Here is a 21,509-nt window from a genome sequence, read left to right on the forward strand (position 1 = left end):
CCTATCTATTCGTTGATCCACAGAGAACCTACTCAAACACCAACTGCTTGAAAGTATAAAACAGAACCCCAAGGCTGTGCTTTGATCAATTCTTTTGCTTTTTTTGCCGCCGCTTCTGAATCGGAAGCTGTGGTAGTAAAAATAAGTTTAATCCCTTGTTTTTCTTTGAATGTAAAAGAAATTCCATCTTCGTTATATCCTTCAAGTAATTCTTTGATGGCATCTTGCTGCATTGCACTTGCTATTGAAATCATATTCTTTTCCTCCTAAATAATCAATAATAAAAGGAGGAGCTGCTTTACTTCAAGCGAAGCCATAGCAGTCCCCCACAATCTACAGGTCTATTCGCCTAGTTTTGGATCAATTTTATTTGCTGAAATAACGAATGGTGCCCATATGAAGAATGTAACGACCATACATACCAACGTTACGATTGGGGCACGCCAGTCAGCTCCTGTTGCCAAGAATGATAGCAACATTGGTGGAACGACCCACGTTACTTGTTGTGAAACAGGTGCTACTAAACCAAAGTACGTTGCTAACCAACCGATTGAAGTGGCTACTAGCGGAGCAATAATGAACGGAATAAACATGATCGCATTCAATACGATTGGCAGACCGAACATTACCGGCTCATTAATATTAAACACACCAGGTCCGATTGACAATTTTGCAACAGTTAGATAATCCGCACGTTTTGATAGGATCAAAATAGCAATCAGCAATACAATTGTACCGCCTGAACCACCAAACCAAGCAAATGAGTCAAAGGATCCGCGTACCCACATATATGCCTTGCCATCTTCGATTGCGGCAAGAACCGCGTTTGTACCGGTTTGTCCTTCATATCCTTTTTGGAAAATATCGATATTGATCAACTGCGCTTGTCCCCAAATACCTTCTAAAACTGGAGCTAGTACGTTTGGACCATGGATTCCGAAGAACCAGAAAATTTGAACAAAAACAGTTACGATCAGTACTGCACCAAGCCCTTGAGACAAGCCTAGGAATGGTTCTGCAATATATTTTTGGACAAGATCAATAATTAATTGTCCATCAGTCAGTTTACCGACAATAAAGTTAATAATAGCAATGACATATAAGGCAATTGTTGCCGGCAAAATCGCAGCGAACGCTTTCGATACTGCTGGCGGTACTGAATCAGGCATTTTGATAGTGATATCAGCTAACATCAATTTACAGAAAATAATAACTGAAATAGCCCCCATGATCATTACGGTAAAATAAGCGTTTCCGTTTAGATGATCGAGTTTCAACCAACCCCATCCACCTGCTGTAATTGCATCTGCTGTTGCAGACCATCCGGAAGTTGCTGACCCAGCATTGATTTCATCCATCAAAGCTGTTGGAACAGCTGTCGCCACAGAAGTGCTGTATGAAAAAGCAATTCCTTGAATCAGTGTCGCTACTCCAACGATCCCACCTGCGAGATCATTCACTCGATAAGCACGAGCCAGATTATATCCCCAAGAAAAGGCAAATACTAAACCAGCAACAGCCAATGTACCATTCCATACGAAGCCATTGATACTAATAATTTCACGAATAACTGGAATGGTACTGGCATCATAACTCGGCCAAAATTGCGGTGGTAAGTCACGAATGATCGCGTTGATCATTACTGCGATCGAACCAGCCATAGTAGCAGGCATTGTTCCAATAAAGGCATCACGTAATGCAACTAAGTGCTTCTGGGCTCCAATTTTTGCAGCTACAGGGAGAATGTACTTCTCCATCCAACTTGTTAATCCATCCATTCTTAATTCCTCCTATAAGTTCTATTCGTCAAAGAAGATTTTTTGATTCATCGACAATAACTACTTCTATCCGTTCAAAGATTATTCGTTATTTAGACGTCGATAGACATCAATGATTTCTTTCGCTAAATCGGTAAATGCGATTGACGTCATTAGGTGATCTTGTGAATGCACTGTTAACAATGTCACGGTCATATGATTGCCTTGCGCTTCTTGTGTCAACAATCCTGTTTGCGAATGATGCGCTTCCACAAGAGATGCTTCAGCATCTTTGATTTTTTGGTCAGCTAATTCGAAGTCCCCTTCTTTTGCTGCCGCGATTGCTTCCATTGCGTCACTTTTTGCATTACCACCATACATGATCAATCCCATAATGGCTTCCAAATTTTGCTCATCCATCTTTAAAAATCCTCCTTACACTTCGATCCTAAAAATCTTAGTTCATTAATGTTTCTGCTTGTTGCAATACTTTTTCGCCGTTCATCATGCCATAGTCTGCCATGTTGATCACGTCCAAAGGAATGCCTTTTGGTGCTAGTTTTTGTTCAAATTGTGATTTCATGAATCGTACTTGTGGTCCTAATAAAAGAACATCGACTGGTTTCGACTCCAAATGTTGGTCGGCTTCTGAAGCTGAAACAGCAAAGATATCCGCTTCCATTCCTTTTGCTTCGGCTGCTTTTTGCATTTTCGTCACCAATAGACTGGTACTCATTCCTGCTGAACAAACAAGCATAATCGTTTTTTTCGCCATCGCGTATCCGCTCCTTTCTGTTGTAAGTTACACTTTACTATAAAGCAAAAAGCGTGCCAAAAAAAAATAAGTTCAGACCTTTATATATCAATGGTCTGAACCAATTTTTCTTTTGCACACTTGCGGATTTATCATTACACACTAATATTGTGTGCGGATTCATCATAACTTTTTATTTCATTTTCTAAAAACATTTGTGTTAAATAGGCGATCTCATCTTCAGAGATTTTGATTTGATAGTTTTTCTCTATCTGCAATAAATGAGTTCGCAACACATCTGTTTCGATACGATAGCGTTTTTGGAAGGCCGCCAAATTGGGGAAGGTACGGGAATGTTCCTTCTTCAATAAACTTTCCACTAGAAAGGCTAAATGAATCACTATGCCGGCGTCAACGGTAGGTTCAACAATCACATGCAATTGATTTTGAATTTGATGAACGATTCGCTGCAGACTTTCGATCAGATGATAGACGGACCCCACATGCGTTAAAGTATTTTCTAATGAACGTACGATTTTTTCAATCGGCACTTCATCTGAAACGATCCGCTTCAGTACATTCAACCGATTGTCATCAAAGACATCATAGGCGGAAAAGAACGGGATATTTTGATAATCGATCTCGACGGTGCCCGCAATGGCTTTGATCTCATATTCTTCTAGCAAGCCATCAATATGTTTCTTGAAGGTTTCTTTTTCAATAAACTGCATTTGAATGATCTCGACTTTTGATTGATCAACGACGGGATAAATTCGTTGATAAAGTTTGGCAGCGACACCTTCTCCAGTAAAGCAAGTGACGATGACTGCCTTTTTATTCCCCTTCGCTTCGCGAACTGTGCGGAACTGTTCTTGCACGATGGTTTCAAAAGAACGCTGAATGTTTTGATAAATGTCTTCTAAACTTCGGCCACTTTCCGCCATTCGCAAAGCCTCTAAGACGATCATCGTACTGACCATCGAGATGGCTTTCGTACGAATCCCGGTCTCTTCAGAAATCAAATTCGCAAATGAATTGAGGGAACCCATATCAGTTAAAAGCAATAAGCCGTTGCTCATCTTTTCCTTATTGTCAGTGACATAGTTCAATAGCTGCTCATACATTTGACCGACTTCCATATCCAAAGACATATTCATCGCTTTGCCGTGATAGGTTTCCAGCAGCTCTTGTGCCGTTTCCAACATACTGCTGGCAGTCGCCTTGCCGTGCATCAAGACAATGATCTCGACTTTTTCAAGGGGCAGCGGCGAAGGTTGCTTGACTTGAATCGCTAAAAACATACTGATAAAGCCGATCTCATCGAAGGGGATCTCGACATGTCGTTCTTCTTCGATAATGGTCGATAGATCCATTGCCACTTGGAACTCGGATTTCAAGTTTTTTCTGACTGTATTCAAATCTGGATGAACGATCATATGTCCTTCCTTGACACGTTCCAGTGTACTTTGCAAATGCAGTGCAAAGGCAAAGCGGGCTTTTTCACTATAGGTTCGAGACAATCTTTGCCCAGCTAGATCATAAAGAACATTTGTCAGCTTCCAGATGTCTTCTGGAATCAGTTCTTTATGAACGGGATTTTGGATCAATTCTTCGACATACTTTTCAAAGTACGCATCGACATCTTTGGAGATCAAATTTTCTAGATCGACATTGGCTACACCCGTTTCAATCAGTGAGCTGACTTTTTCTTCGATCTCATTATACACTTGCATATTCCGTTGTGGATCACGAGACCAGACGACATCTGGGTCGCCAGGTTCAAAACTTAGAAAGTCGCCTTTGCCATCTAAAAACCGATCCAAGCGTTCCGACATTTCTTTGATCTTCAACAAGCCTTTTTGAACTTGCAAGGAGCAGTCGCCTTTTCGTATCAGCAAGTGTTTTTTTCCATAGGTTCGATAATGCAAAAATGCTTTGGCACAGACGAGTTTAAGGTCGCGCTTGATTTGACCAATGTTGCCTTCTGCATCATAGAGCATAAAGGCCAATATCGCATCTCGTTCGACATCGATTCGTTGATTTAGACGGGTCGCCTCTTGCTTGATAAACAACGAAATGATTTCATACCGTTCATCTAAGGAACGACTTTCCACATTTGGCAAAGTAATAGCCATGGGAATTCGCCGATTGAAGGTCGTTAAAAAGGTTTCTGATGATTCCGTGGTGGCACCGATGATCTGCACGGCGGCTTCATGAACTTGATTACTTTCCCCTAATGGACGGTAGATCCCTTTATCAATGAAGGTAAAGAGCATTTCTTGGCCTTCTGGCGGCAGTCGATGGATCTCATCTAAGAACAGGATGCCGCCATCGGCTTTTGCCATAAGTCCTGGACTATCTTCTGCAGCACCTGTGTAGGCGCCTTTTTTGATGCCAAAGATGTGACCAAACAACAATTGCGGATTTTGTGCATAATCCGCACAGTTAAAGGATACGAATGGGGCATCTTTTTCTAACATATTTGATTCAACCGCAAAGTGATACATACATTCGGCAAATAAGGATTTACCGGTACCTGTCTCACCAAAAATAATGGTATGGAGTCCTCTAGGTGGATATAAGATCGCCGCTTTGGCTTGCTGGATACTTACTTTCAAGGAAGCTTGGACTCCAACCAGACTTTCAAAACTAACTTCAGAGGAAACATCCACATGGACCGTTTCTTCTAAAGGCTCATAAACAACCGGACGGCCGGAACGTTTGCCGATTTTCTTTTCTTTATAAAGCTCACTGAGATAACGGCTTGCATTGCTGCGATCGATTTGTAAGATTTTAGCGACATCAACTGCGGTCAACCCTTGCTTATGCAGTTCGATCGTTTGAAAAATCTCTTCTTTTCGCGAATTCATTCGATAGCCTCCTCATTTTTTTACACACTAATAATAAACAACGTTAATGGTAACACAAAAAGACGCTCAATGGCGTCTTTTTCCTTTGTCTTTTTGCTTTTTCGTCTTTTTCTTGCTCTTTTTAACAGGAGTGTGTAAATTTTCTGGTGTTTTCTTGGAAATTTTCTGCACACTTGTTGTTTTCATTTCTTTCTTGCTTTCTTTTTCGACAACAGGTGCTTCTGTGTGTAACTGTCCCCCATGCAGATAGACTTCCTTGAGTTCTATGGACAACTGATTTGCGATTTTTTTCAAATCCTTCAACGAATGGTCTTGAACGATCGTAACGACAGTTCCTTCTTTGCCCATTCTTCCAACGCGTCCTGCGCGGTGTAAATAGGATTCTTTTTCTAAAGGGACTTCTGTATTGATCACGTAAGGCAGATCCACGACATCTAAGCCGCGAGAGGCGACATCGGTCGTCAATAGTTCCACTAGTTTTCCTTGACGAAAGCTCTCTAATGCACCTTTTCGTGCAAGTTTGTTTTGATCAGATGCCAGAGAGGCCACCGGCAAGCCATGAAACAATAGCTTTTCTTCCGCATTCCCCATTGTGCTTAATTCATTGAAGAAAACCAAGGCTTGAAAGTTTGGTAAATGAGCAAAGCGTCTTAAAGCATCCACGATTCGTCGTTGCGGATAGTTCAAATAGTAATGATGGATGACGCCTTTGCTCTGATCTTCTTGGGTAACATCAATGATCAGCGGCTCTTTTGACACGAATGGTCGAATCTCATCGATCACTTCGTTCGCGGTTGCTGAAAAGAAACTACGCTGGATTTGTTTTGGTAATGTTTGATTGATCTTGGCTGCCAGGGTGAAGGCACCCTCTTTCAATAATTGGTCAACCTCATCCAATACCAACGATTGCAGCTGCTGGGTCTTGATTTTTTTGGCTTTGATCAACTCTAACACACGGCCTGGGGTACCGATCAAGACCTCGGGTTTGTCTTTTAGTTTTTCCACTTGGCGTTTTGTACTTGCGCCGCCAATTAGCGGCAGAACGGTCAAACCAATGGCTTGGGCCCATTCCCTTGCTACTTCTGTGACTTGCATCGCTAATTCTTGTGAAGAAGTCAAAATCAACAGCTGATTGCCTTGCTTTTTTTCAACCTTCGTTAACAATGGCAAGAGATACGCCAAAGTTTTACCTGAACCGGTCGGTGAGATTCCTATGACAGACGCGCCGTCTTTTAAAGGACCAAAGGTTTTTTCTTGGATCAAGGACGGTGCGTGATAACCAGCCGCTTGCCATTTTTCCTGCCAGACGTCTGGCAATTGTGTCAATTCAAATACTGTCATAAATGTTCCATTCCTTATTTTTTATCTGCATCAAAAATGATGTCGGCCTGCTTACGCATCAAAGAGACGGTTTCATTGACACTGAGGGCAAGTTCCACCCATTCCTCATAGCGTTGTCCTTGTTTAGGATCATCTTTGTTTTCAATGATGTCTGCAAAGTCTTGCGCTTCTTCGATCATCGGATTGTCTAAAGCAGCGACTGCTAATGGATGCGTTTGTTTTGTTTGGCGTTCATAAAATGCTGCTTCTTCAATAGCATTGACGGCATTCAAATCTAATGTCCCGTCTTCAAAATAAATTTCTGATCGTAACTCTGAATCAGCGATTTTGCCTGTTTGGATCGTGACATCAAAATCAGCATAGCGTAGCACAGCAGTCCCGATACCATCTACACCGGTCGGTAATTTGCGCGCAAAATAATGAACGTCCTGCGGTTTACCAAACCAAGCGACCGCCGCATATACTGGATACACACCCAAGTCGGCTAAAGCTCCGCCAGAAAAATGCGGAGAAAAGATATTTGGTTCCTCCCCAGCTAGTACAGCGTCATAACGAGACGAGTATTTCATATAAGAAAAGTTCGCCCCAAGAATGGCACCGCGTGTCGGTAAGAATTCGGCTACGGTTGAAAAACTCGCTTCATGAATGTTGCGAGCTGCTTCAAAGAATAAAACCTGTTGTTGGTTTGCTAGGTCAATGATCTCCGCCATTTCCTCAGGCGTTGAAAAGGCTGGCTTTTCCACAATGACATTTTTTCCTGCTAAAATACCTTGCTTGGCTTGTTCAAAGTGCAAACTATTCGGAGAAGCGATATAGACCGTGTCCATATGAGCTAAGCCAAAAAAAGTGGCCAAATCGGTCGCATATTCGATGTCCCCGTATTTTTCCCCAAAGCGTTGCGCTGTGGCTAATTTCCTTGAGTATACGGCTACCAATTGATACCGTTTGGTTTCGTGGGCTGCTTGTACAAATTGATCGGTGATCCAATTTGTGCCGATAATCCCTAAATGAATCATGTGTTTTCCTTCTTTCTTCTATAGATTGGGGTCGTCAAATTCGATGTTCAAATCAAAAGGGATCGGTTCTTTGACCGCGATCATCCCTTGGTTTACCTGGCAATTATAAGCAAATACTTCGACACCTTTGCTTTGCGCTTCAGCGATCTTATCGGCCAAATCCGGCTGCATCTGTCGATGGATCGTGGCGCTTTGTACCACTTCAAATTGGATCATGAACAAAACCGCCGCATAATAGCCTGCTTCTTTGGCATGGATCAATTCATTGACGTGTTTCAAGCCGCGAATCGTTGGCGCATCTGGGAAAGCGCCGATTTGCTTGTTTTCAAGTGTCATCCCTTTAATTTCTATAAACCCTTTTTCTTGTTCGTCTGTTTCAAAATAAAGATCAAACTTAGACATCCCATAGACGACTTCACGCCGCAAGAGGGCAATTTTCCCTTTGATATTTGGCAACTGGATCGTGCCATCCAAAAGGCCTTCATAGCCTAACCGATTGGGTACTTGACTATCAATATTGATCCATTGGTCTTCTTTCTTGACTGAGATCAAATCGTAATTGGTTTTACGTTTCGGATTGTCCCAATATTGGAGGGTCACGAGTGCCCCTTTGTGCAATAGTTCTTTTCCTCGTCCCGTATTTTTCACATGGACGATCACTTCTTGCCCATCGACTAGACATCGGGCAATGAATCGGTTGTCTCGAACGAGAAACGTGGCTAATAGGGTATTCGGATAATTCATTTTCTCACCTGCTCTTTTGAATCATAGCATATTTTGATAAAAACTTCTAAACTTCAAACTAAAGTACCATGCTTTTTTACCTTCTCATGGTATACTTATGGCAATTATTTTCTAGTGTGCAGAAGCGGGCATCTTGTTCACAAGGTGCAACTAGATGAATCGTAAGTGATAGGACGTGTATAAATGAAGAAAAGGTCTCTATTGATTGGTTTATCTCTAGCAACGGGCGTGGTCAGCTCCTTGCTGTTGCGAAAGGAAAAACAAAAAAATGAAAACCGCCAAAATTTCATTGGAAATTGGCGTTTTACTTCAAAGACAAAAGAAGATGTCATTTTAGAAATTGCCAATGATTATTCATTGACCATCGAAGGCAAACCGTTGCCTGTTTCCATTGTTGAACTGACTCCGACACGATTAGTGTTACTGGATACATTTGGCTATCATTTAGTCCTGGAACAAAAAGGCTCCGTTATTACTTTATATGATGAAGCAGAAGATTGCCACTATTCTTTGACAAAAATCGCCTAAGGGACATGAGAAGATCGAGTTCATGTTTTCTTCACATTTTCTTCGGTCAATTCTCAGACTTTTTATCAGCATTTCCTGGCAATCCATGCTATCATTAACTTAACAAGTGGTTGAACAAGGTGTTCCGTTGAGTGATGTTTGATCGTTCATAGATTAAGGTGTAGGTTCGATTCCTACCTTCCACATTTATTTTAAACAGAAAGAAGGGATTTTTATGTTAACGACCTTTATTTCACTCTTTTCCATCTTTGCTTTAGCTGCGTTACTAGCTGGGACATTCTTTTTAGCAAAATTGGCCATGCAACAAGAAACGAGAGCAGTGAAAGTTCCCGTCAGAGCCCAAAACCAAAACCCGAGAATCCATTCCAATCGTCGCTAAGTGAAATCGTTTGACCCAATGTCAATTCAGAAAAACTTGTCTTCTTTATTAAATAGGAAGGCAAGTTTTTTTTGCTGTCTGTTGCCCTTAGGTCTTCTATTTTGTAATGGTTTAACAACGCCCATTCCCCCTTTGAGCGGTCTTCTCGCAATTAAATGCTAAGTTTTCTCTTAGAGTATTGCAACAGCGGATACTCTTTGTTAAAATTTTTGCTTAGATACAACTTAAAAGGAGCTACAACATATATGCAGAAAATAACCAAGTTCGGGTATTCCTTCGTTGCTGCTTTGGCAATCCTCTTTGCTGCTGTCGGCATCCCCCTCGTTTCATATGCTGATGATACAGCAATGAGCATCGAAGAGATCCAAGATTTTTCGATTGACGCCAAAGCCGCCTACTCCATTGATTTTGACACAGGGAAAGTGTTGTATGATCAAGATGGCGAGACAGCCATGGGTATTGCCTCCATCACCAAGATCATCAGCCTCTACCTTGTCGCTGAGCAAGTAGAACAAGGAGCGATCGCTTGGGATGATCCTGTGCCGATTTCCGATTATGCCGCAAATCTCAGCGTGTCCCCTAACTTATCAAATGTCCCTTTGCATCAAGACGTTACCTATACAGTAAAAGATTTGTATGATGCCAGTTATATCCAATCTGCAAATGCTGCAATCGTCGCGCTCGCGGAGCTGATTGCTGGGTCTGAAAGTGCCTTTGTGGATTTAATGCAAGAAAAAGTGCAATCATGGGGCATCACCGATGCAAAGATCGTCAATGCTTCTGGCTTAAACAATGCTTATCTTGGGGAAAATATTTACCCAGGATCAACTTCAACTGATGAAAACGAACTATCCGCAAAAGATGTGGCATTGATTGCCCGTCATTTGTTACAAGACTTTCCAGATGTTTTGGAAGTAACCAGCCTTTCAACAAAACAATTTGGTGAAGGTTCCTATTCGCCTGTCGAGATGGTCAATTGGAACTGGATGCTTCCAGGTTTTACGAATACGAAAGATGGTGTCGACGGTCTGAAGACTGGTACGACAGATATGGCAGGCGCCTGCTTTGTCGGAACCGCCGTTAAAGATGGGCAACGAATCATCACCGTGGTGCTAAACGTCAATGGTCATGCAGAAAATCCTAGTGTTCGTTTTATTGAAACAGGCCGTTTGATGGATTACTCGTTTGACGCTTGGGAACAAGTAGAGATTTTACCAGAAAATGCGCAACTAGAAGATACCCAGACGGTTGCAGTCAAAGATGGGAAAGAATTGAGTGTGCCCGTTGCCTTAAATCAAGGTTTGACCTTATGGGTACGTGGAGATATGGATGCCACCGCCTTTGAAACAACCATTGACTTTAATGAGCATTATCGTGATTCTGCCCTGCAAGCGCCATTGACTGAGGGCACAGAAGTCGGTACCGTAAGTGCTTCGATTCCAGCTGATACGCTTGGTTATATTGATGATTCCGATCATGACGAGACTGCAGGATTGATCACAACACAAACAGTGGAAAAAGCCAACATCTTTGTTCGTGCTTGGCGCGGCGTGTCCAACTTTTTCAGTAATCTTTTTTAACCTAAACGAAAAAATCTGTCCGAAGCAAAGACTGCTTCTCGGACAGATTTTTTTTATTCTACTGTTTCCACCGTTGCTGTTGCCAATGGCTCCACAGGGAAAAACAATTCAACTTCCCCCTCCTTAAAATGAGGAAGATACCTTTCTTGAATGGCTGCTGACAACTGGACGTTGTTTTCTGGTAAAACTTCCATCAGCATTTTTTCAGTCATCATCGTTAAGTTTTTTTCATCCGTTTTTACAACGAGATAGGTCATTGCGGGCATTTCCCAACGGACCCAACCGACAGGAGGAAAATTTTCTGTCTGGACTTGAACGCCTGCCAAGTAGCGACCGGTTTCTTGCCAAGGCTCTAACCAATTGGTGCCATCACTCATCAAGCCCCAAAATTCCAGTTCTTCTGCCTTTTGATCACTTACGAGAAATTCGATCTCTTCAAAATCCTTTGTTGCAAGTTCCCAAAGCGCTGGTACCCAAGAAGCACCTTCTTCTGCTAACCCCTTGCCCTCTTTTCCAATCACATAAAAAGCGGGTCGTACGACGCGAATCACTTCACCTAATTGCATGTTCCTTCCTCCTTCTTTCCTTCATTTTAGCGAATTGCAAGAAATTCAGCAACTTTGACCTTAGCAACAAGCAATTTCTGCCATTTTTCGGTATACTAAGTGTATCGTTAAAGGAGTGAAAAACATGGATTTTACGCAATTGCTGATTTTTGCCATCAGCTATGTGTCGGGCGTGATCGTCGTTCAAAAATGGCGCAAGAAAAAAGATGATCCGGATATTTTCTTTTTTGAATGTTGTTGGACGATTCTAGCCCTGCTAATTTATTTAGCTGTCTCAGAATTACGGACAGGTAGTTTCTTTATTCTGATACCCGTCGCCTTCGCCGGCCTTTTTTTATTTTCTTATCGGCGCAACAAGCACCAACTTGTAAATGGCTTGCTTTTTAATTTGTTCGTGCTGGCTTTTGGCGGCTACTTAGTCATTAATTTATACCGAACCCAAGACATACTCGTAGGTGGTTTACTCGCTGTATTACTGGCAATCTTCGTTGCTGTACTATTATTCGGTTTGGCAACACTCGTGGTCTTTCTTTACTGGAATTCCATTATCGTACTACGAAGAGAATCGCGATCGATCGCCAATTTGTTAACCCTGATCTTAGCGGTGGTTTTGACCGTTTTACTATTTTCAGATACCCTTTTGCACTTTTTCCCAGATTGGATCCGAACCTTATTCGGCATTGTTCCCCTAAGTCTTTTGTATCTGTTTGTAGTCTTTTTGAACTTTTTATCCATTTCAGTCATTTATCAGTTCAACCATCCTCGCTATAATCAGGACTTTATCATCGTCTTAGGTGCAGGCCTTTTGAATGGCACCACGGTCTCCCCTTTATTGGCAAAACGCATCAATACAGCGATCTCGTTCTACGAATCGCAATTTAAAGCGAAAAAAACCGCGCCTCGATTACTGATGTCAGGCGGACAAGGAAGCGATGAGCAGCTGCCGGAAGCTGTTGCTATGAAAGAATATGCGATTGCCCAAGGCGTACCAGAAGGTGAGATTTTAGTGGAAACAAATTCCACGACTACTTATGAAAACATGAAATTTTCGAAAGAAATCATGGATTCGCTTAAGCCAAACGGCTACAAAGCAATCTTTGCCTCAAACAATTACCATATTTTTCGTGCTGGTCTCTATGCAGATCAAGCCCAACTTAAAGCGGATGGTATCGGAGCACCTACTGCCTTTTACTATTTACCGAATGCCTTTTTAAGAGAATTTGTGGCAATCCTTTTTATGCACAAAAGACGACATCTAACAGTATTGATCACCTTACTGATTCTCTATGCAGGTGCAGCGATCCTCCAACTTATTTTTGGCTAAACAAACAAAAAAGTTCTTTGAACCAGTTGGTTCGAAGAACTTTTTTCTTATTGAATCGTGCGATGTTTCTTCCAGAAGCGTTGTTGCCATTTTTCTTTCATGCTGTCTGTAAGGGGTTCTGATGCTTCTTTGATCGCACAATATTTGTCCACCATCGTGACGATATAGCTTTCTTTATAGCGTGGCGGTGCAATCGTTGCTCCCCACATATGTTTCAGGATGATATCTTTTTCAAGATCACTAAGTTCAGTGATTTTTTCGGCATTTTTTACTGCGATTCGTGGATGCATGTACGCATGGGTACCTTCGTCAAACTTTGTAGTACGCCAATCGTAATAAAATAAATCATGAAGGAGTCCTGCACGAGCTGTTGCACGAGCATCGCCGCCCCATTTCTTGGCCAATTTGTAACTATAATAAGAGACGCTGATCGAATGTTCCAAACGTGTGGAGTTCATATGCTGCACAAAATTGGCTAATTTTTTTACAGCTTCTGTTTCTAACAGGTCAGCCACGTAAGACATATATTCGCTATCTTCTTGCCATTTTTCTGTCATAAATTTTTGTCTGCCACCTTTTTTGATCTGCTTGATTGTTACAAGACAAAGTATAGCACCTATTCCTGCAAGTTTCTAGGTGAGGTGCAATAGATTCAAATAGTTTAACAGTTCCTTAAAAATCTAGCTGACAGCAAAATACATCAAAATACCTGCCGCAATGGCGACGTTCAATGATTCCGCCTGACCATAGATAGGAATATATAGATTTTTATCGGTCAATGCCAACAGTTCCTGATTGACCCCTTGCCCCTCGTTGCCTAAAATGAAGGCAGCCGCTTGTCCTTTAGGAAGCTCGGTATAAGGGACTGTTTCTTTGTTTAACTCGGTACCATAAATCGCCACACCAGCTGCCTGCAGCTGCTTCAAAAATGGCGGGATCGCTCCTTCTACGATCGGCAGATGATAGTTGCTACCTTGCATGCTGCGCAAGACTTTGGTGCTGTAGAGATCGGCTGTTCCTTCGCCGAGAAAAACCCCGCTGAATCCAGCGGCATCCGCTGTTCGAATCATGGTGCCAACGTTTCCAGGATCTTGCACATTATCTAAAATCAGCCAATTGCCCGTCAGTGTCTGTAAGTCTTGTTCTTGCTTTTCCACCACGGCAAAAATCCCTTGTGGTGTTGGCAAATCAGAAAGCATCGCTGCGATCTCCTCTGTGATCAAATAGCTTTCTTCCTGATAATCATCGAGTTGCCCGTTGGCTTCACTTAACCCTCGCGGGGTCACCAACAATGCTTTGATGGGTACTTGTGCATGCAATGCTTCTTGCACCAAATGCCAGCCATCAATCAAATAGCTATTGGTTTGTGTCCGATGTTTTTTTTGTGTTAGTTTTTTGATTTCCTTGATAAAGGTATTTTTTTTCGATTGAATTTCTTTCATCTTGTCACCTCGATTCATTATAGCATGAGTCAATCGATCTAACTTGTTCTTTTACTGAAAAAACGCTATCATATAAAGCAGAGGAGGGATTGTCCATGAAGAAACTACGAATCCATGTGCAAGGACGTGTCCAAGGCGTCGGCTTTCGTTATACCACAAAAATGCTTGCCGATCAGTTGGGCGTCACCGGATCTGTAAAAAACGAAGCGGATGGTTCTGTTTCGATTGAAGCAATTGGCGATGACAAAGCCATCGATGCCTTTGTTGCTGGGGTTAAGGATTCTCCTTCACCCGCTGGGAAAGTAAATCAGATCGACGTCCAACCAGACGATGCTATCAAAGAGCGTCGGAGTTTTGATGTAGTGTACTATTAACAATTGAATGTTTTCTAAGTCGAAAGATTGATTTTTCAATGAATTTCTCTTTGTACATTGAAATAGTCGGTCTTTTTTAGTATAGTTATTTTTGTCTAAATTTATTGTGAAGAGGAAGAATAGAATGTCTAAAATGAATAAATGGCTGCTTTCATCAGGATTATTTGGCCTGTTATTAGCATTATCAGGCTGTGTCAGTACCAATGCTGATGGTACGCCGAAAGAAACAGGAATGATTTATCGCTTTTTGGTGAAACCATTAGGGGATATGATCACGATGCTCGTAGAAAACTTCAACTGGTCTTACGGCTGGGCGATCATCGCCGTAACGATCGTTGTCCGTGTCATTATCTTACCATTAGGGATCCATCAGTCTCGAAAAACGATGGTTCAAAGTGAAAAAATGCAGTTTCTGAAACCTCAAGTGGATATTGCACAAGCCAATTTGAAAAAAGCAACCACTCGGGAAGAACAAATGCAAGCGCAAGCGGAGATGCAAAAAATTTACTCTGAAAACAACGTCAGTATGTTTGGCGGTATCGGATGTCTCCCTTTGCTGATTCAGATGCCGATCTTCTCTGCTCTTTATTTCACCGCTCGTTACACACAAGGAATCCAAAACTCTGAATTCTTTGGCGTATCATTAGGCGACCCCAGCATCCTCTTTGTGGCGATTGCTGGTCTTTCCTACTTGGCACAAGGATATATCTCAACCATCGGGATTCCTGAGGAACAGAAAAAAACGATGAAAACCATGTTGATCGTTTCTCCATTGATGATCGTTTTCATGTCCATGAGTGCACCAGCTGGTGTGACACTTTACTGGGTAGTTGGTGGGGTCTTCAGTTGTATCCAAACGTTTATCACGAATGTCATCATGAAACCAAAAATTCGTGCCCAAGTCGAAGCGGAAATGAAAGCAAATCCGCCTAAAACGGTAGTTACGCCTCGTAAAGACGTAACGCCTGAAAAAACAGAAGCTGTCAAAAAAGCGTTGAACACGACAAAGCCTAACGGAAAAGGTCGTAACGCTGGCAAGCAGCAACGGAAGTAATTCTTGACCAAATCGCTCATTGGGCGGTTTGGTTTTTTGTTGTTTTCAAATGGGAATCAGTTGCTTCTTCTATTGCCTTTCGCTATAGTAAATGAGAGGTGAGCGCATGTTTCAAGCATATATCAATATTTTTGTCATTTTCAGTCTCATGTTTATCGGTTATTGGTTGTCTTACAAACAATGGTTTTCTAATCGAACCGCCGACACGTTTTCAAAACTGGTGTTAAATGTCTCATTACCCGCCAATATGTTTTTGACGATCATTAAAAACTTTACGAAAGACGAGTTTCTCTCATTAGTTTCCGGGATGATCATCCCTTTGCTTTCCATGATGATCACTTACTTCGCCGGTTATTTATGGCGCCGTTTCGCGCAAGTTGAAACCAAACACCAAGGGGCATTTTCCGCCATGTTTACCTTTTCCAATACGATTTTCATCGGCTTACCGATCAATTTAGCCATTTTTGGTGAAAAAGCCGTTCCCTATGTATTGTTGTACTACATCGTAAATACGACATTATTTTGGACCATCGGTATTTTTGAGTTAGCAAAAGATAACCCCGATTTCGGCGAAGCCCGCATTTCCTTTCATCCATTGGTCATGCTAAAAAAGATTTTTTCGCCAGCCTTGATTGGTTTCATTATCGGCTTGATCTGGATGCTGTTCACATTCCCACTGCCATCCTTTGTTGATGGGCTTGGAAGCTACCTAGCAGATTTAACGACGCCTCTATCAATGTTTATTATCGGGATCATCGTGTACTTTGGCGGGCTCAAGAACTTGCGAATGACCAAAGACATTGCTGGTGTCCTGTTTGGTCGCTTCGTTCTTTCGCCTCTCGTTGTATGGCTATTAAGCAGAATCATCCCTGTTCCTGAATTGATGCTTTCTGTGTTTATTATTCAAGCCTCTATGCCCGTCCAAAACTCTGTCCCGATCCTTGTACGAAACTACCAAGGGGATGAAGAATTTGCAACTTCATGTCTAGGCTATTCCGTCTTACTGTACATGGTGTATCTGCCTGTTTTGCTTTTTTTCTTTTTTTAGCTAGTTAACGAACTTTGTCGAAAAATACTCGTTACCAAAGGCATTCGCTTCTTTCGGTAACGAGTATTTTTCTTCTCTTTGTATGGTAATGTTTTTTTTGATTCGCTGTCCGAACGGCAACTCCCCTTATGATTTGTCACTATAGATCACGATTTTTCTGATTTTCGCCAGATTGTGACTGCTTAGGTTACCTTCATAAACAAGACAAAAAAGCCCATCATGCAGAAACTAGCTATACTAGATGCTGCGATGATGGGCTTATTTTTTTAAGTGAACAGCCGTTGGCTTACAACATATCGAACAACGACAACTGATTTTCATCTGGTAGATCTTTTAGAACACCGTTGTCCGTCATGTATTCAATCAATGTCTTAGAAACTTTCCCGCGATTGGCGAGGTCTTCTTTCGATAAGAAGGGACCATCTTTTCGTGCTTCCACGATTTGTTTCGCTACGTTCAGCCCTAAACTCGGTACTGCTCGGAACGGTGCGATCAATTTTTTCCCATCGATCACGAAATTTTCTGCATCGGATTTATACAGATCGATCATCCCGAATTCATAGCCGCGCTCCAGCATTTCATTGGCTAATTCGAGAACCGTCAACAGATTTTTTTCTTTCGTTGATGCATCCATTCCTTTGTCATTGATTTCTTGCATCCGTTCTTTTACGGCGTCTTTTCCTTTTGACATGGCAATCAAATCAAAGTCGTCTGCTCGGACAGAGAAATAAGCACAGTAATAGAGAATTGGGAAGTACACTTTAAAGTAAGCCACCCGCAACGCCATCAAGACATACGCCGCCGCATGGGCTTTCGGGAACATGTACTTGATCTTCGAACAAGAATCGATATACCATTCTGGGACATTGTTCTCCCGCATCGCTTGCAAGTAAGTATCTCGCAAGTCGTCAGGGATCTTGTTCCATTGTCCTTTACGGACCGTCTCCATGATTTTAAAGGCCATCCCGTCATCTAAACCGGCGTGGATCAAATACACCATGATATCATCCCGACAGCCGATTACTTCCGCTAGGCTGGCATCTCCGCGACGGATCAATTCTTCCGCATTGCCCAACCATACATCGGTACCATGGGAAAGACCAGAGATCTGCAAGAGTTCAGCAAAGGTCGATGGATGGGTTTGATCCAGCATCCCTCGCACAAATCGGGTACCAAATTCCGGGATGCCTAATGTACCGGTTTTCGAATAGATCTGCTCTTCGGTCACACCTAACACATCCGTGCCGCCAAAAATACGCATCACTTCTGGATCATCGGTGGGGATCGTTTTTGGATCGATGCCTGATAGATCCTGCAGCATCCGAATGACTGTCGGATCATCGTGTCCGAGGATATCCAGTTTCAAGATATTGTCATGAATCGAATGGAAATCAAAGTGGGTCGTTTTCCACTCCGCATTTTGATCATCCGCTGGGTATTGGATCGGGGTGAAATCATAAACATCCATATAGTCGGGAATAACGATAATCCCCCCCGGGTGCTGACCAGTCGTCCGTTTGACGCCTGTGGCACCTTTTGCCAGGCGATCGACTTCGGCTGCTCGATAATGAAGATTATGATCGCGCTCAAAGCCTTTTACGAAACCAAAGGCTGTTTTATCGGCTACGGTACCGATCGTTCCTGCACGATAGACGTATTCTTCACCGAAGAGTACTTTCGTATAGTTATGGGCTTCTGGCTGATATTCCCCTGAGAAGTTCAAATCGATATCGGGTACTTTATCGCCGTGGAAACCAAGGAACGTTTCAAAGGGAATATCGTGGCCATCTTTGTTCAGACGGGTGCCGCATTTTGGACATTTTTTCTCTGGCATATCATAACCAGAACCATACGAACCGTCTTCGTAAAACTCCGAATACTGGCAATCGGGACAATAATAATGAGGAGCTAATGGATTGACCTCAGTGATCCCCGTCATGGTTGCCACGAAACTAGAACCGACTGATCCCCGTGACCCTACTAGATAGCCGTCTTCATTGCTTTTATGAACGAGTTTTTGTGAGATCAAATAGATCACGGAAAAGCCGTTCCCAATGATCGAATCAAGCTCTTTTTTCAAACGTTTTTCCACGATCTCTGGTAATGGATCGCCGTATAACTCTTTGGCACGGTTGTAACTTAAGTCGGTGATCTCTTGTTCTGATCCGGGAATCTTTGGTGTATACAGATCATCTTTTACCGGAATGACTTTTTCACAAAGATCGGCGATTTTATTCGGGTTCGTCACCACGATTTCTTTCGCCGCTTCCGGACCTAAAAATTGAAAAGCAGTCAGCATCTCATCCGTAGTACGGAAGTGCACGTCTGGTAGGCTATGACGATTCAACGGATTGGCGCCTCCCATTGAATTGATCAAGACCTTGCGATAAATGGCGTCTTCTTCGTTTAGGTAATGGGCATTCCCAGTAGCCACAACGATTTTCCCTAACTCTTCCCCCATTTTTACCAGATTCCGAATGATGTCTTCTAGGTCTTTTTCACTTTTCACGAGTTCCGTTTCCAAAAGATGGGCATAAACTGCTTTGGGCATGACTTCGATGTAGTCATAAAACTTGGCAAGTTCTCGTGCTGCATCGACCCCTTTTTGCATCATTGCGACAAAGACTTCTCCTTTATCACAGGCGGTTCCGACTAACAATCCTTCCCGCAATTTCACCAATTCTGAACGTGGGATTCGTGGGACTTTATCATGGAAGTACTTCACATTCGACATCGAGATCAGCTTGAATAAATTCTTCAATCCTGCCTGTGTTCGAGCCAAGATCGTGGCATGGAAAGGTCGAGCTGCTTTGTAGGAGTTCTCGCCCCCCACGTGTCGGTTCAACTCTTCGTGCAGCAACATCTCATGTTTTTCCATTGCTTCTTTGACAAAGATCCATGCTAAATGACCGGTTGCCTCCGCATCGTAGATCGCTCGGTGATGTTGTTCTAAGCTGACACCGAATTTTTTGGAAAGGACACCTAAACCGAATCGCTTAAACTCTGGATACAAATAACGAGCGAGTTCCAATGTATCAATGACGGGATTTTCCGCTTCTGGAATACCGTATTTTCGATAACTAGTATTTAAGAAGCCCATATCAAATGACGCATTGTGGGCAACTAAAATGGCTCCTTCAGAAAACTCACGGAACAAACGTAAGACTTCTTCTTCTGATTTTGACCCGCGAACCATTTCATCGGTGATTCCCGTCAGTTCTACGGTCGTTCGCGATAAGGGATGACCTGGATCGATAAATTCATCAAAGGATGCCTCCACGTTGCCTTTATGCATCCGCACAGCAGCCAACTCAATGATGGTGTCGTATACTGCAGACAACCCAGTGGTCTCCACGTCAAACACGATATAAGTAGCATCGGTCAGTGGAACAGGCTGAGGATTGTAGGCAACCGCTACGCCGTCATCCACGATATTGGCTTCCACACCGTAAAGAATTTTAACACCAGCCTTTTCTCCTGCATGATGGGCATCAGGGAACCCTTGCGCTCCACCATGATCGGTGATCGCAATCGCCTTATGGCCCCATTTGCCTGCTTGAGCGACAAAATCCGCCACGTTGTTGGTGGCATCCATCGTACTCATATTGGAATGCAGGTGGAGTTCGACCCGTTTCTCGCCTTCAGGTGCATAGTCTTTGCGGGCTTCGTGTTTGACTTCCAGCAAATCTTGCGCATTCATAACGAGATCTCGCATGAAGGTATCTTCTTGGACGCTACCGCGTACTTTGACCCAACTACCTTTGGCGATGGCATCAAAAACTTGTTCATCTTTTTCATTGTTGGAGAATTTTTTCACACTAAACGATGACGTATAGTCGGTGATTTTCAAGATCAAAATCTTCCGTTTTGAACGCAATTCGCGGACTTCTTTATCAAAGACATACCCTTGGATCGTAACTCGGCGTTCTTCCTCGATGATATTGATCATCGGTGTCACAGGTTCATCGGCAGGAATATTACGTCCCAAGGCGATTGGTCCGTCAAATTCGACTGTTTTGACTTCTTTTTTGCGTTGCTCGTGCGCCATTAAGTTCTCAGCAGCTTGTTGTTGGAACGCTGCTGTTTGCTCTTCCTTGCGTGCTTCAAGTTCTTTTAAGGCCGCCTCCGCTTGCTCTTGGTCTAGCTGCGGCAAGATCCGAAATTTTTGAAAGCCGAAGGTACTATAATTTTCCTCAATGATCGGCAAGTACTGCTGCTGCAAAATCGTGATGACCGCATCATTGTTGACTGGCAAAATCACTTTGTTCTCTTGCAGCACAGGCATTTGGTTTTTGATCACTTGATGAACCAATGGTCGATCACAATTTTGATTGGCTAACGCTAATGGCCAATATTCTTGAATGAATTGCTCATCAAAGGAACCATCTTGAGCTTCAATGATGATACGAACTTCCGCAATCTCTTTAAACGCCAATTCAATATGTTGTTTAAAGGACTGATACACCATCACCGGTAATAAACGTTCAAATTGGAAATAAAACGTCCACGCTTTTGATTGTCGATGCACGGTCACTTGTTTGATTTGGGCAGTCTGCATCAACGGATGCTGCCGAAGATTTGGGGCAGCTGCAATTTGGTCTAATAATATCTCAAAGGTCTCTCTTTCTTTTGACAATTGAAGATCCTCCTTTTCTCAGTACTCACTAGTATACCTCTTTTTGCCCTCATTTTCATTAAAAAATCGAGAAAGGATTTCCTCTCTCGATCTGCT

Annotated in this window: 19 protein-coding genes; 7 read left to right on the plus strand and 12 right to left on the minus strand. The window is 42.6% G+C overall.

Going from position 1 to position 21,509, the window contains the following annotated elements; genetic code table 11:
• Positions 1 to 32: 32 nt before the first annotated feature.
• From IGI69_RS10640 to sfsA, 8 genes are all read right to left on the minus strand, one after another.
• Positions 33 to 254: a hypothetical protein gene (locus tag IGI69_RS10640; protein WP_010749335.1), complete on the minus strand. Its 222-nt coding sequence runs from the start codon at positions 252 to 254 to the stop codon at positions 33 to 35.
• Between the two features lie 87 nt (positions 255 to 341).
• On the minus strand, positions 342 to 1,778 hold the full coding sequence (locus IGI69_RS10645) for a PTS sugar transporter subunit IIC (RefSeq protein WP_010749334.1): 1,437 nt from the start codon (positions 1,776 to 1,778) through the stop codon (positions 342 to 344).
• 81 nt (positions 1,779 to 1,859) lie between these two features.
• A complete protein-coding gene (locus tag IGI69_RS10650) occupies positions 1,860 to 2,177 on the minus strand; it encodes a PTS lactose/cellobiose transporter subunit IIA (protein WP_005229473.1) in 318 nt (105 codons plus the stop codon).
• 37 nt (positions 2,178 to 2,214) lie between these two features.
• Positions 2,215 to 2,532 carry a PTS sugar transporter subunit IIB gene (locus IGI69_RS10655; protein WP_005229471.1) on the minus strand — a complete coding sequence of 106 codons (318 nt, stop codon included), beginning with the start codon at positions 2,530 to 2,532 and terminating at the stop codon, positions 2,215 to 2,217.
• A 134-nt stretch (positions 2,533 to 2,666) separates the two neighbouring features.
• The gene (locus IGI69_RS10660) at positions 2,667 to 5,381 is read right to left on the minus strand and encodes a sigma 54-interacting transcriptional regulator (RefSeq protein WP_087627743.1); all 2,715 of its coding nucleotides are present in this window, start codon (positions 5,379 to 5,381) and stop codon (positions 2,667 to 2,669) included.
• A 66-nt stretch (positions 5,382 to 5,447) separates the two neighbouring features.
• Positions 5,448 to 6,722 carry a DEAD/DEAH box helicase gene (locus IGI69_RS10665; protein WP_159160910.1) on the minus strand — a complete coding sequence of 425 codons (1,275 nt, stop codon included), beginning with the start codon at positions 6,720 to 6,722 and terminating at the stop codon, positions 5,448 to 5,450.
• A 14-nt stretch (positions 6,723 to 6,736) separates the two neighbouring features.
• Positions 6,737 to 7,738: a Gfo/Idh/MocA family protein gene (locus tag IGI69_RS10670; RefSeq protein ID WP_428209289.1), complete on the minus strand. Its 1,002-nt coding sequence runs from the start codon at positions 7,736 to 7,738 to the stop codon at positions 6,737 to 6,739.
• An 18-nt stretch (positions 7,739 to 7,756) separates the two neighbouring features.
• Positions 7,757 to 8,482 carry a DNA/RNA nuclease SfsA gene (gene sfsA / locus IGI69_RS10675; protein WP_438740784.1) on the minus strand — a complete coding sequence of 242 codons (726 nt, stop codon included), beginning with the start codon at positions 8,480 to 8,482 and terminating at the stop codon, positions 7,757 to 7,759.
• 183 nt (positions 8,483 to 8,665) lie between these two features.
• On the opposite strand from sfsA, the gene IGI69_RS10680 reads away from it, so the two are divergent.
• From IGI69_RS10680 to IGI69_RS10690, 3 genes are all read left to right on the plus strand, one after another.
• Complete coding sequence (locus IGI69_RS10680; protein ID WP_195961147.1) at positions 8,666 to 9,010, plus strand: DUF4828 domain-containing protein; 345 nt, start codon at positions 8,666 to 8,668, stop codon at positions 9,008 to 9,010.
• A gap of 214 nt (positions 9,011 to 9,224) precedes the next feature.
• On the plus strand, positions 9,225 to 9,389 hold the full coding sequence (locus tag IGI69_RS10685; RefSeq protein ID WP_005229460.1) for a hypothetical protein: 165 nt from the start codon (positions 9,225 to 9,227) through the stop codon (positions 9,387 to 9,389).
• A gap of 245 nt (positions 9,390 to 9,634) precedes the next feature.
• Positions 9,635 to 10,969, plus strand: coding sequence for a serine hydrolase (locus IGI69_RS10690; protein WP_195961146.1), 1,335 nt, complete (start codon positions 9,635 to 9,637; stop codon positions 10,967 to 10,969).
• A gap of 53 nt (positions 10,970 to 11,022) precedes the next feature.
• On the opposite strand, the gene IGI69_RS10695 is transcribed toward IGI69_RS10690, so the two are convergent.
• Positions 11,023 to 11,535 carry a GyrI-like domain-containing protein gene (locus tag IGI69_RS10695; RefSeq protein WP_142968301.1) on the minus strand — a complete coding sequence of 171 codons (513 nt, stop codon included), beginning with the start codon at positions 11,533 to 11,535 and terminating at the stop codon, positions 11,023 to 11,025.
• A gap of 124 nt (positions 11,536 to 11,659) precedes the next feature.
• Between IGI69_RS10695 and IGI69_RS10700 the strand changes: the two genes are divergently transcribed.
• Positions 11,660 to 12,859, plus strand: coding sequence for a YdcF family protein (locus IGI69_RS10700; protein WP_016610745.1), 1,200 nt, complete (start codon positions 11,660 to 11,662; stop codon positions 12,857 to 12,859).
• 47 nt (positions 12,860 to 12,906) lie between these two features.
• On the opposite strand, the gene IGI69_RS10705 is transcribed toward IGI69_RS10700, so the two are convergent.
• Positions 12,907 to 13,416, minus strand: a complete 510-nt coding sequence (locus IGI69_RS10705; RefSeq protein WP_005229452.1) for an HD domain-containing protein — start codon at positions 13,414 to 13,416, stop codon at positions 12,907 to 12,909.
• Positions 13,417 to 13,539: 123 nt separating this feature from the next.
• Positions 13,540 to 14,301, minus strand: coding sequence for a TrmH family RNA methyltransferase (locus tag IGI69_RS10710; RefSeq protein WP_438740788.1), 762 nt, complete (start codon positions 14,299 to 14,301; stop codon positions 13,540 to 13,542).
• Between the two features lie 95 nt (positions 14,302 to 14,396).
• On the opposite strand from IGI69_RS10710, the gene IGI69_RS10715 reads away from it, so the two are divergent.
• The 3 genes from IGI69_RS10715 to IGI69_RS10725 all read left to right on the plus strand — a co-directional run bounded on the left by IGI69_RS10715 (position 14,397) and on the right by IGI69_RS10725 (position 16,777).
• The gene (locus tag IGI69_RS10715; RefSeq protein ID WP_142968304.1) at positions 14,397 to 14,675 is read left to right on the plus strand and encodes an acylphosphatase; all 279 of its coding nucleotides are present in this window, start codon (positions 14,397 to 14,399) and stop codon (positions 14,673 to 14,675) included.
• A gap of 124 nt (positions 14,676 to 14,799) precedes the next feature.
• On the plus strand, positions 14,800 to 15,729 hold the full coding sequence (gene yidC, locus IGI69_RS10720) for a membrane protein insertase YidC (RefSeq protein ID WP_010749323.1): 930 nt from the start codon (positions 14,800 to 14,802) through the stop codon (positions 15,727 to 15,729).
• Between the two features lie 106 nt (positions 15,730 to 15,835).
• Positions 15,836 to 16,777, plus strand: a complete 942-nt coding sequence (locus IGI69_RS10725; protein ID WP_005229444.1) for an AEC family transporter — start codon at positions 15,836 to 15,838, stop codon at positions 16,775 to 16,777.
• Between the two features lie 286 nt (positions 16,778 to 17,063).
• Here the strand turns inward: IGI69_RS10725 and IGI69_RS10730 are convergent, their stop codons facing one another.
• Positions 17,064 to 21,413 (minus strand): PolC-type DNA polymerase III, encoded by a 4,350-nt coding sequence (locus IGI69_RS10730; protein WP_086295594.1) that lies wholly within the window; start codon positions 21,411 to 21,413, stop codon positions 17,064 to 17,066.
• Positions 21,414 to 21,509 lie beyond the last annotated feature (96 nt).

The sequence above is a fragment of the Enterococcus sp. DIV1083b genome, assembly GCF_051713705.1.
GTDB lineage: Bacteria > Bacillota > Bacilli > Lactobacillales > Enterococcaceae > Enterococcus_D > Enterococcus_D casseliflavus.

Coding starts and splice junctions, on each gene's coding strand:
- IGI69_RS10695 (WP_142968301.1), bottom strand. CDS start 11,535: ATGCAATTAGGTGAAGTGATTCGCGTCGTACGACCCGCTTTTTATGTG.
- IGI69_RS10670 (WP_428209289.1), bottom strand. CDS start 7,738: ATGATTCATTTAGGGATTATCGGCACAAATTGGATCACCGATCAATTT.
- IGI69_RS10660 (WP_087627743.1), bottom strand. CDS start 5,381: ATGAATTCGCGAAAAGAAGAGATTTTTCAAACGATCGAACTGCATAAG.
- IGI69_RS10665 (WP_159160910.1), bottom strand. CDS start 6,722: ATGACAGTATTTGAATTGACACAATTGCCAGACGTCTGGCAGGAAAAA.
- IGI69_RS10645 (WP_010749334.1), bottom strand. CDS start 1,778: ATGGATGGATTAACAAGTTGGATGGAGAAGTACATTCTCCCTGTAGCT.
- IGI69_RS10715 (WP_142968304.1), top strand. CDS start 14,397: ATGAAGAAACTACGAATCCATGTGCAAGGACGTGTCCAAGGCGTCGGC.
- IGI69_RS10700 (WP_016610745.1), top strand. CDS start 11,660: ATGGATTTTACGCAATTGCTGATTTTTGCCATCAGCTATGTGTCGGGC.
- IGI69_RS10705 (WP_005229452.1), bottom strand. CDS start 13,416: ATGACAGAAAAATGGCAAGAAGATAGCGAATATATGTCTTACGTGGCT.
- IGI69_RS10640 (WP_010749335.1), bottom strand. CDS start 254: ATGATTTCAATAGCAAGTGCAATGCAGCAAGATGCCATCAAAGAATTA.
- yidC (WP_010749323.1), top strand. CDS start 14,800: ATGTCTAAAATGAATAAATGGCTGCTTTCATCAGGATTATTTGGCCTG.
- IGI69_RS10690 (WP_195961146.1), top strand. CDS start 9,635: ATGCAGAAAATAACCAAGTTCGGGTATTCCTTCGTTGCTGCTTTGGCA.
- sfsA (WP_438740784.1), bottom strand. CDS start 8,482: ATGAATTATCCGAATACCCTATTAGCCACGTTTCTCGTTCGAGACAAC.
- IGI69_RS10710 (WP_438740788.1), bottom strand. CDS start 14,301: ATGAAAGAAATTCAATCGAAAAAAAATACCTTTATCAAGGAAATCAAA.
- IGI69_RS10650 (WP_005229473.1), bottom strand. CDS start 2,177: ATGGATGAGCAAAATTTGGAAGCCATTATGGGATTGATCATGTATGGT.
- IGI69_RS10655 (WP_005229471.1), bottom strand. CDS start 2,532: ATGGCGAAAAAAACGATTATGCTTGTTTGTTCAGCAGGAATGAGTACC.
- IGI69_RS10725 (WP_005229444.1), top strand. CDS start 15,836: ATGTTTCAAGCATATATCAATATTTTTGTCATTTTCAGTCTCATGTTT.
- IGI69_RS10680 (WP_195961147.1), top strand. CDS start 8,666: ATGAAGAAAAGGTCTCTATTGATTGGTTTATCTCTAGCAACGGGCGTG.
- IGI69_RS10685 (WP_005229460.1), top strand. CDS start 9,225: ATGTTAACGACCTTTATTTCACTCTTTTCCATCTTTGCTTTAGCTGCG.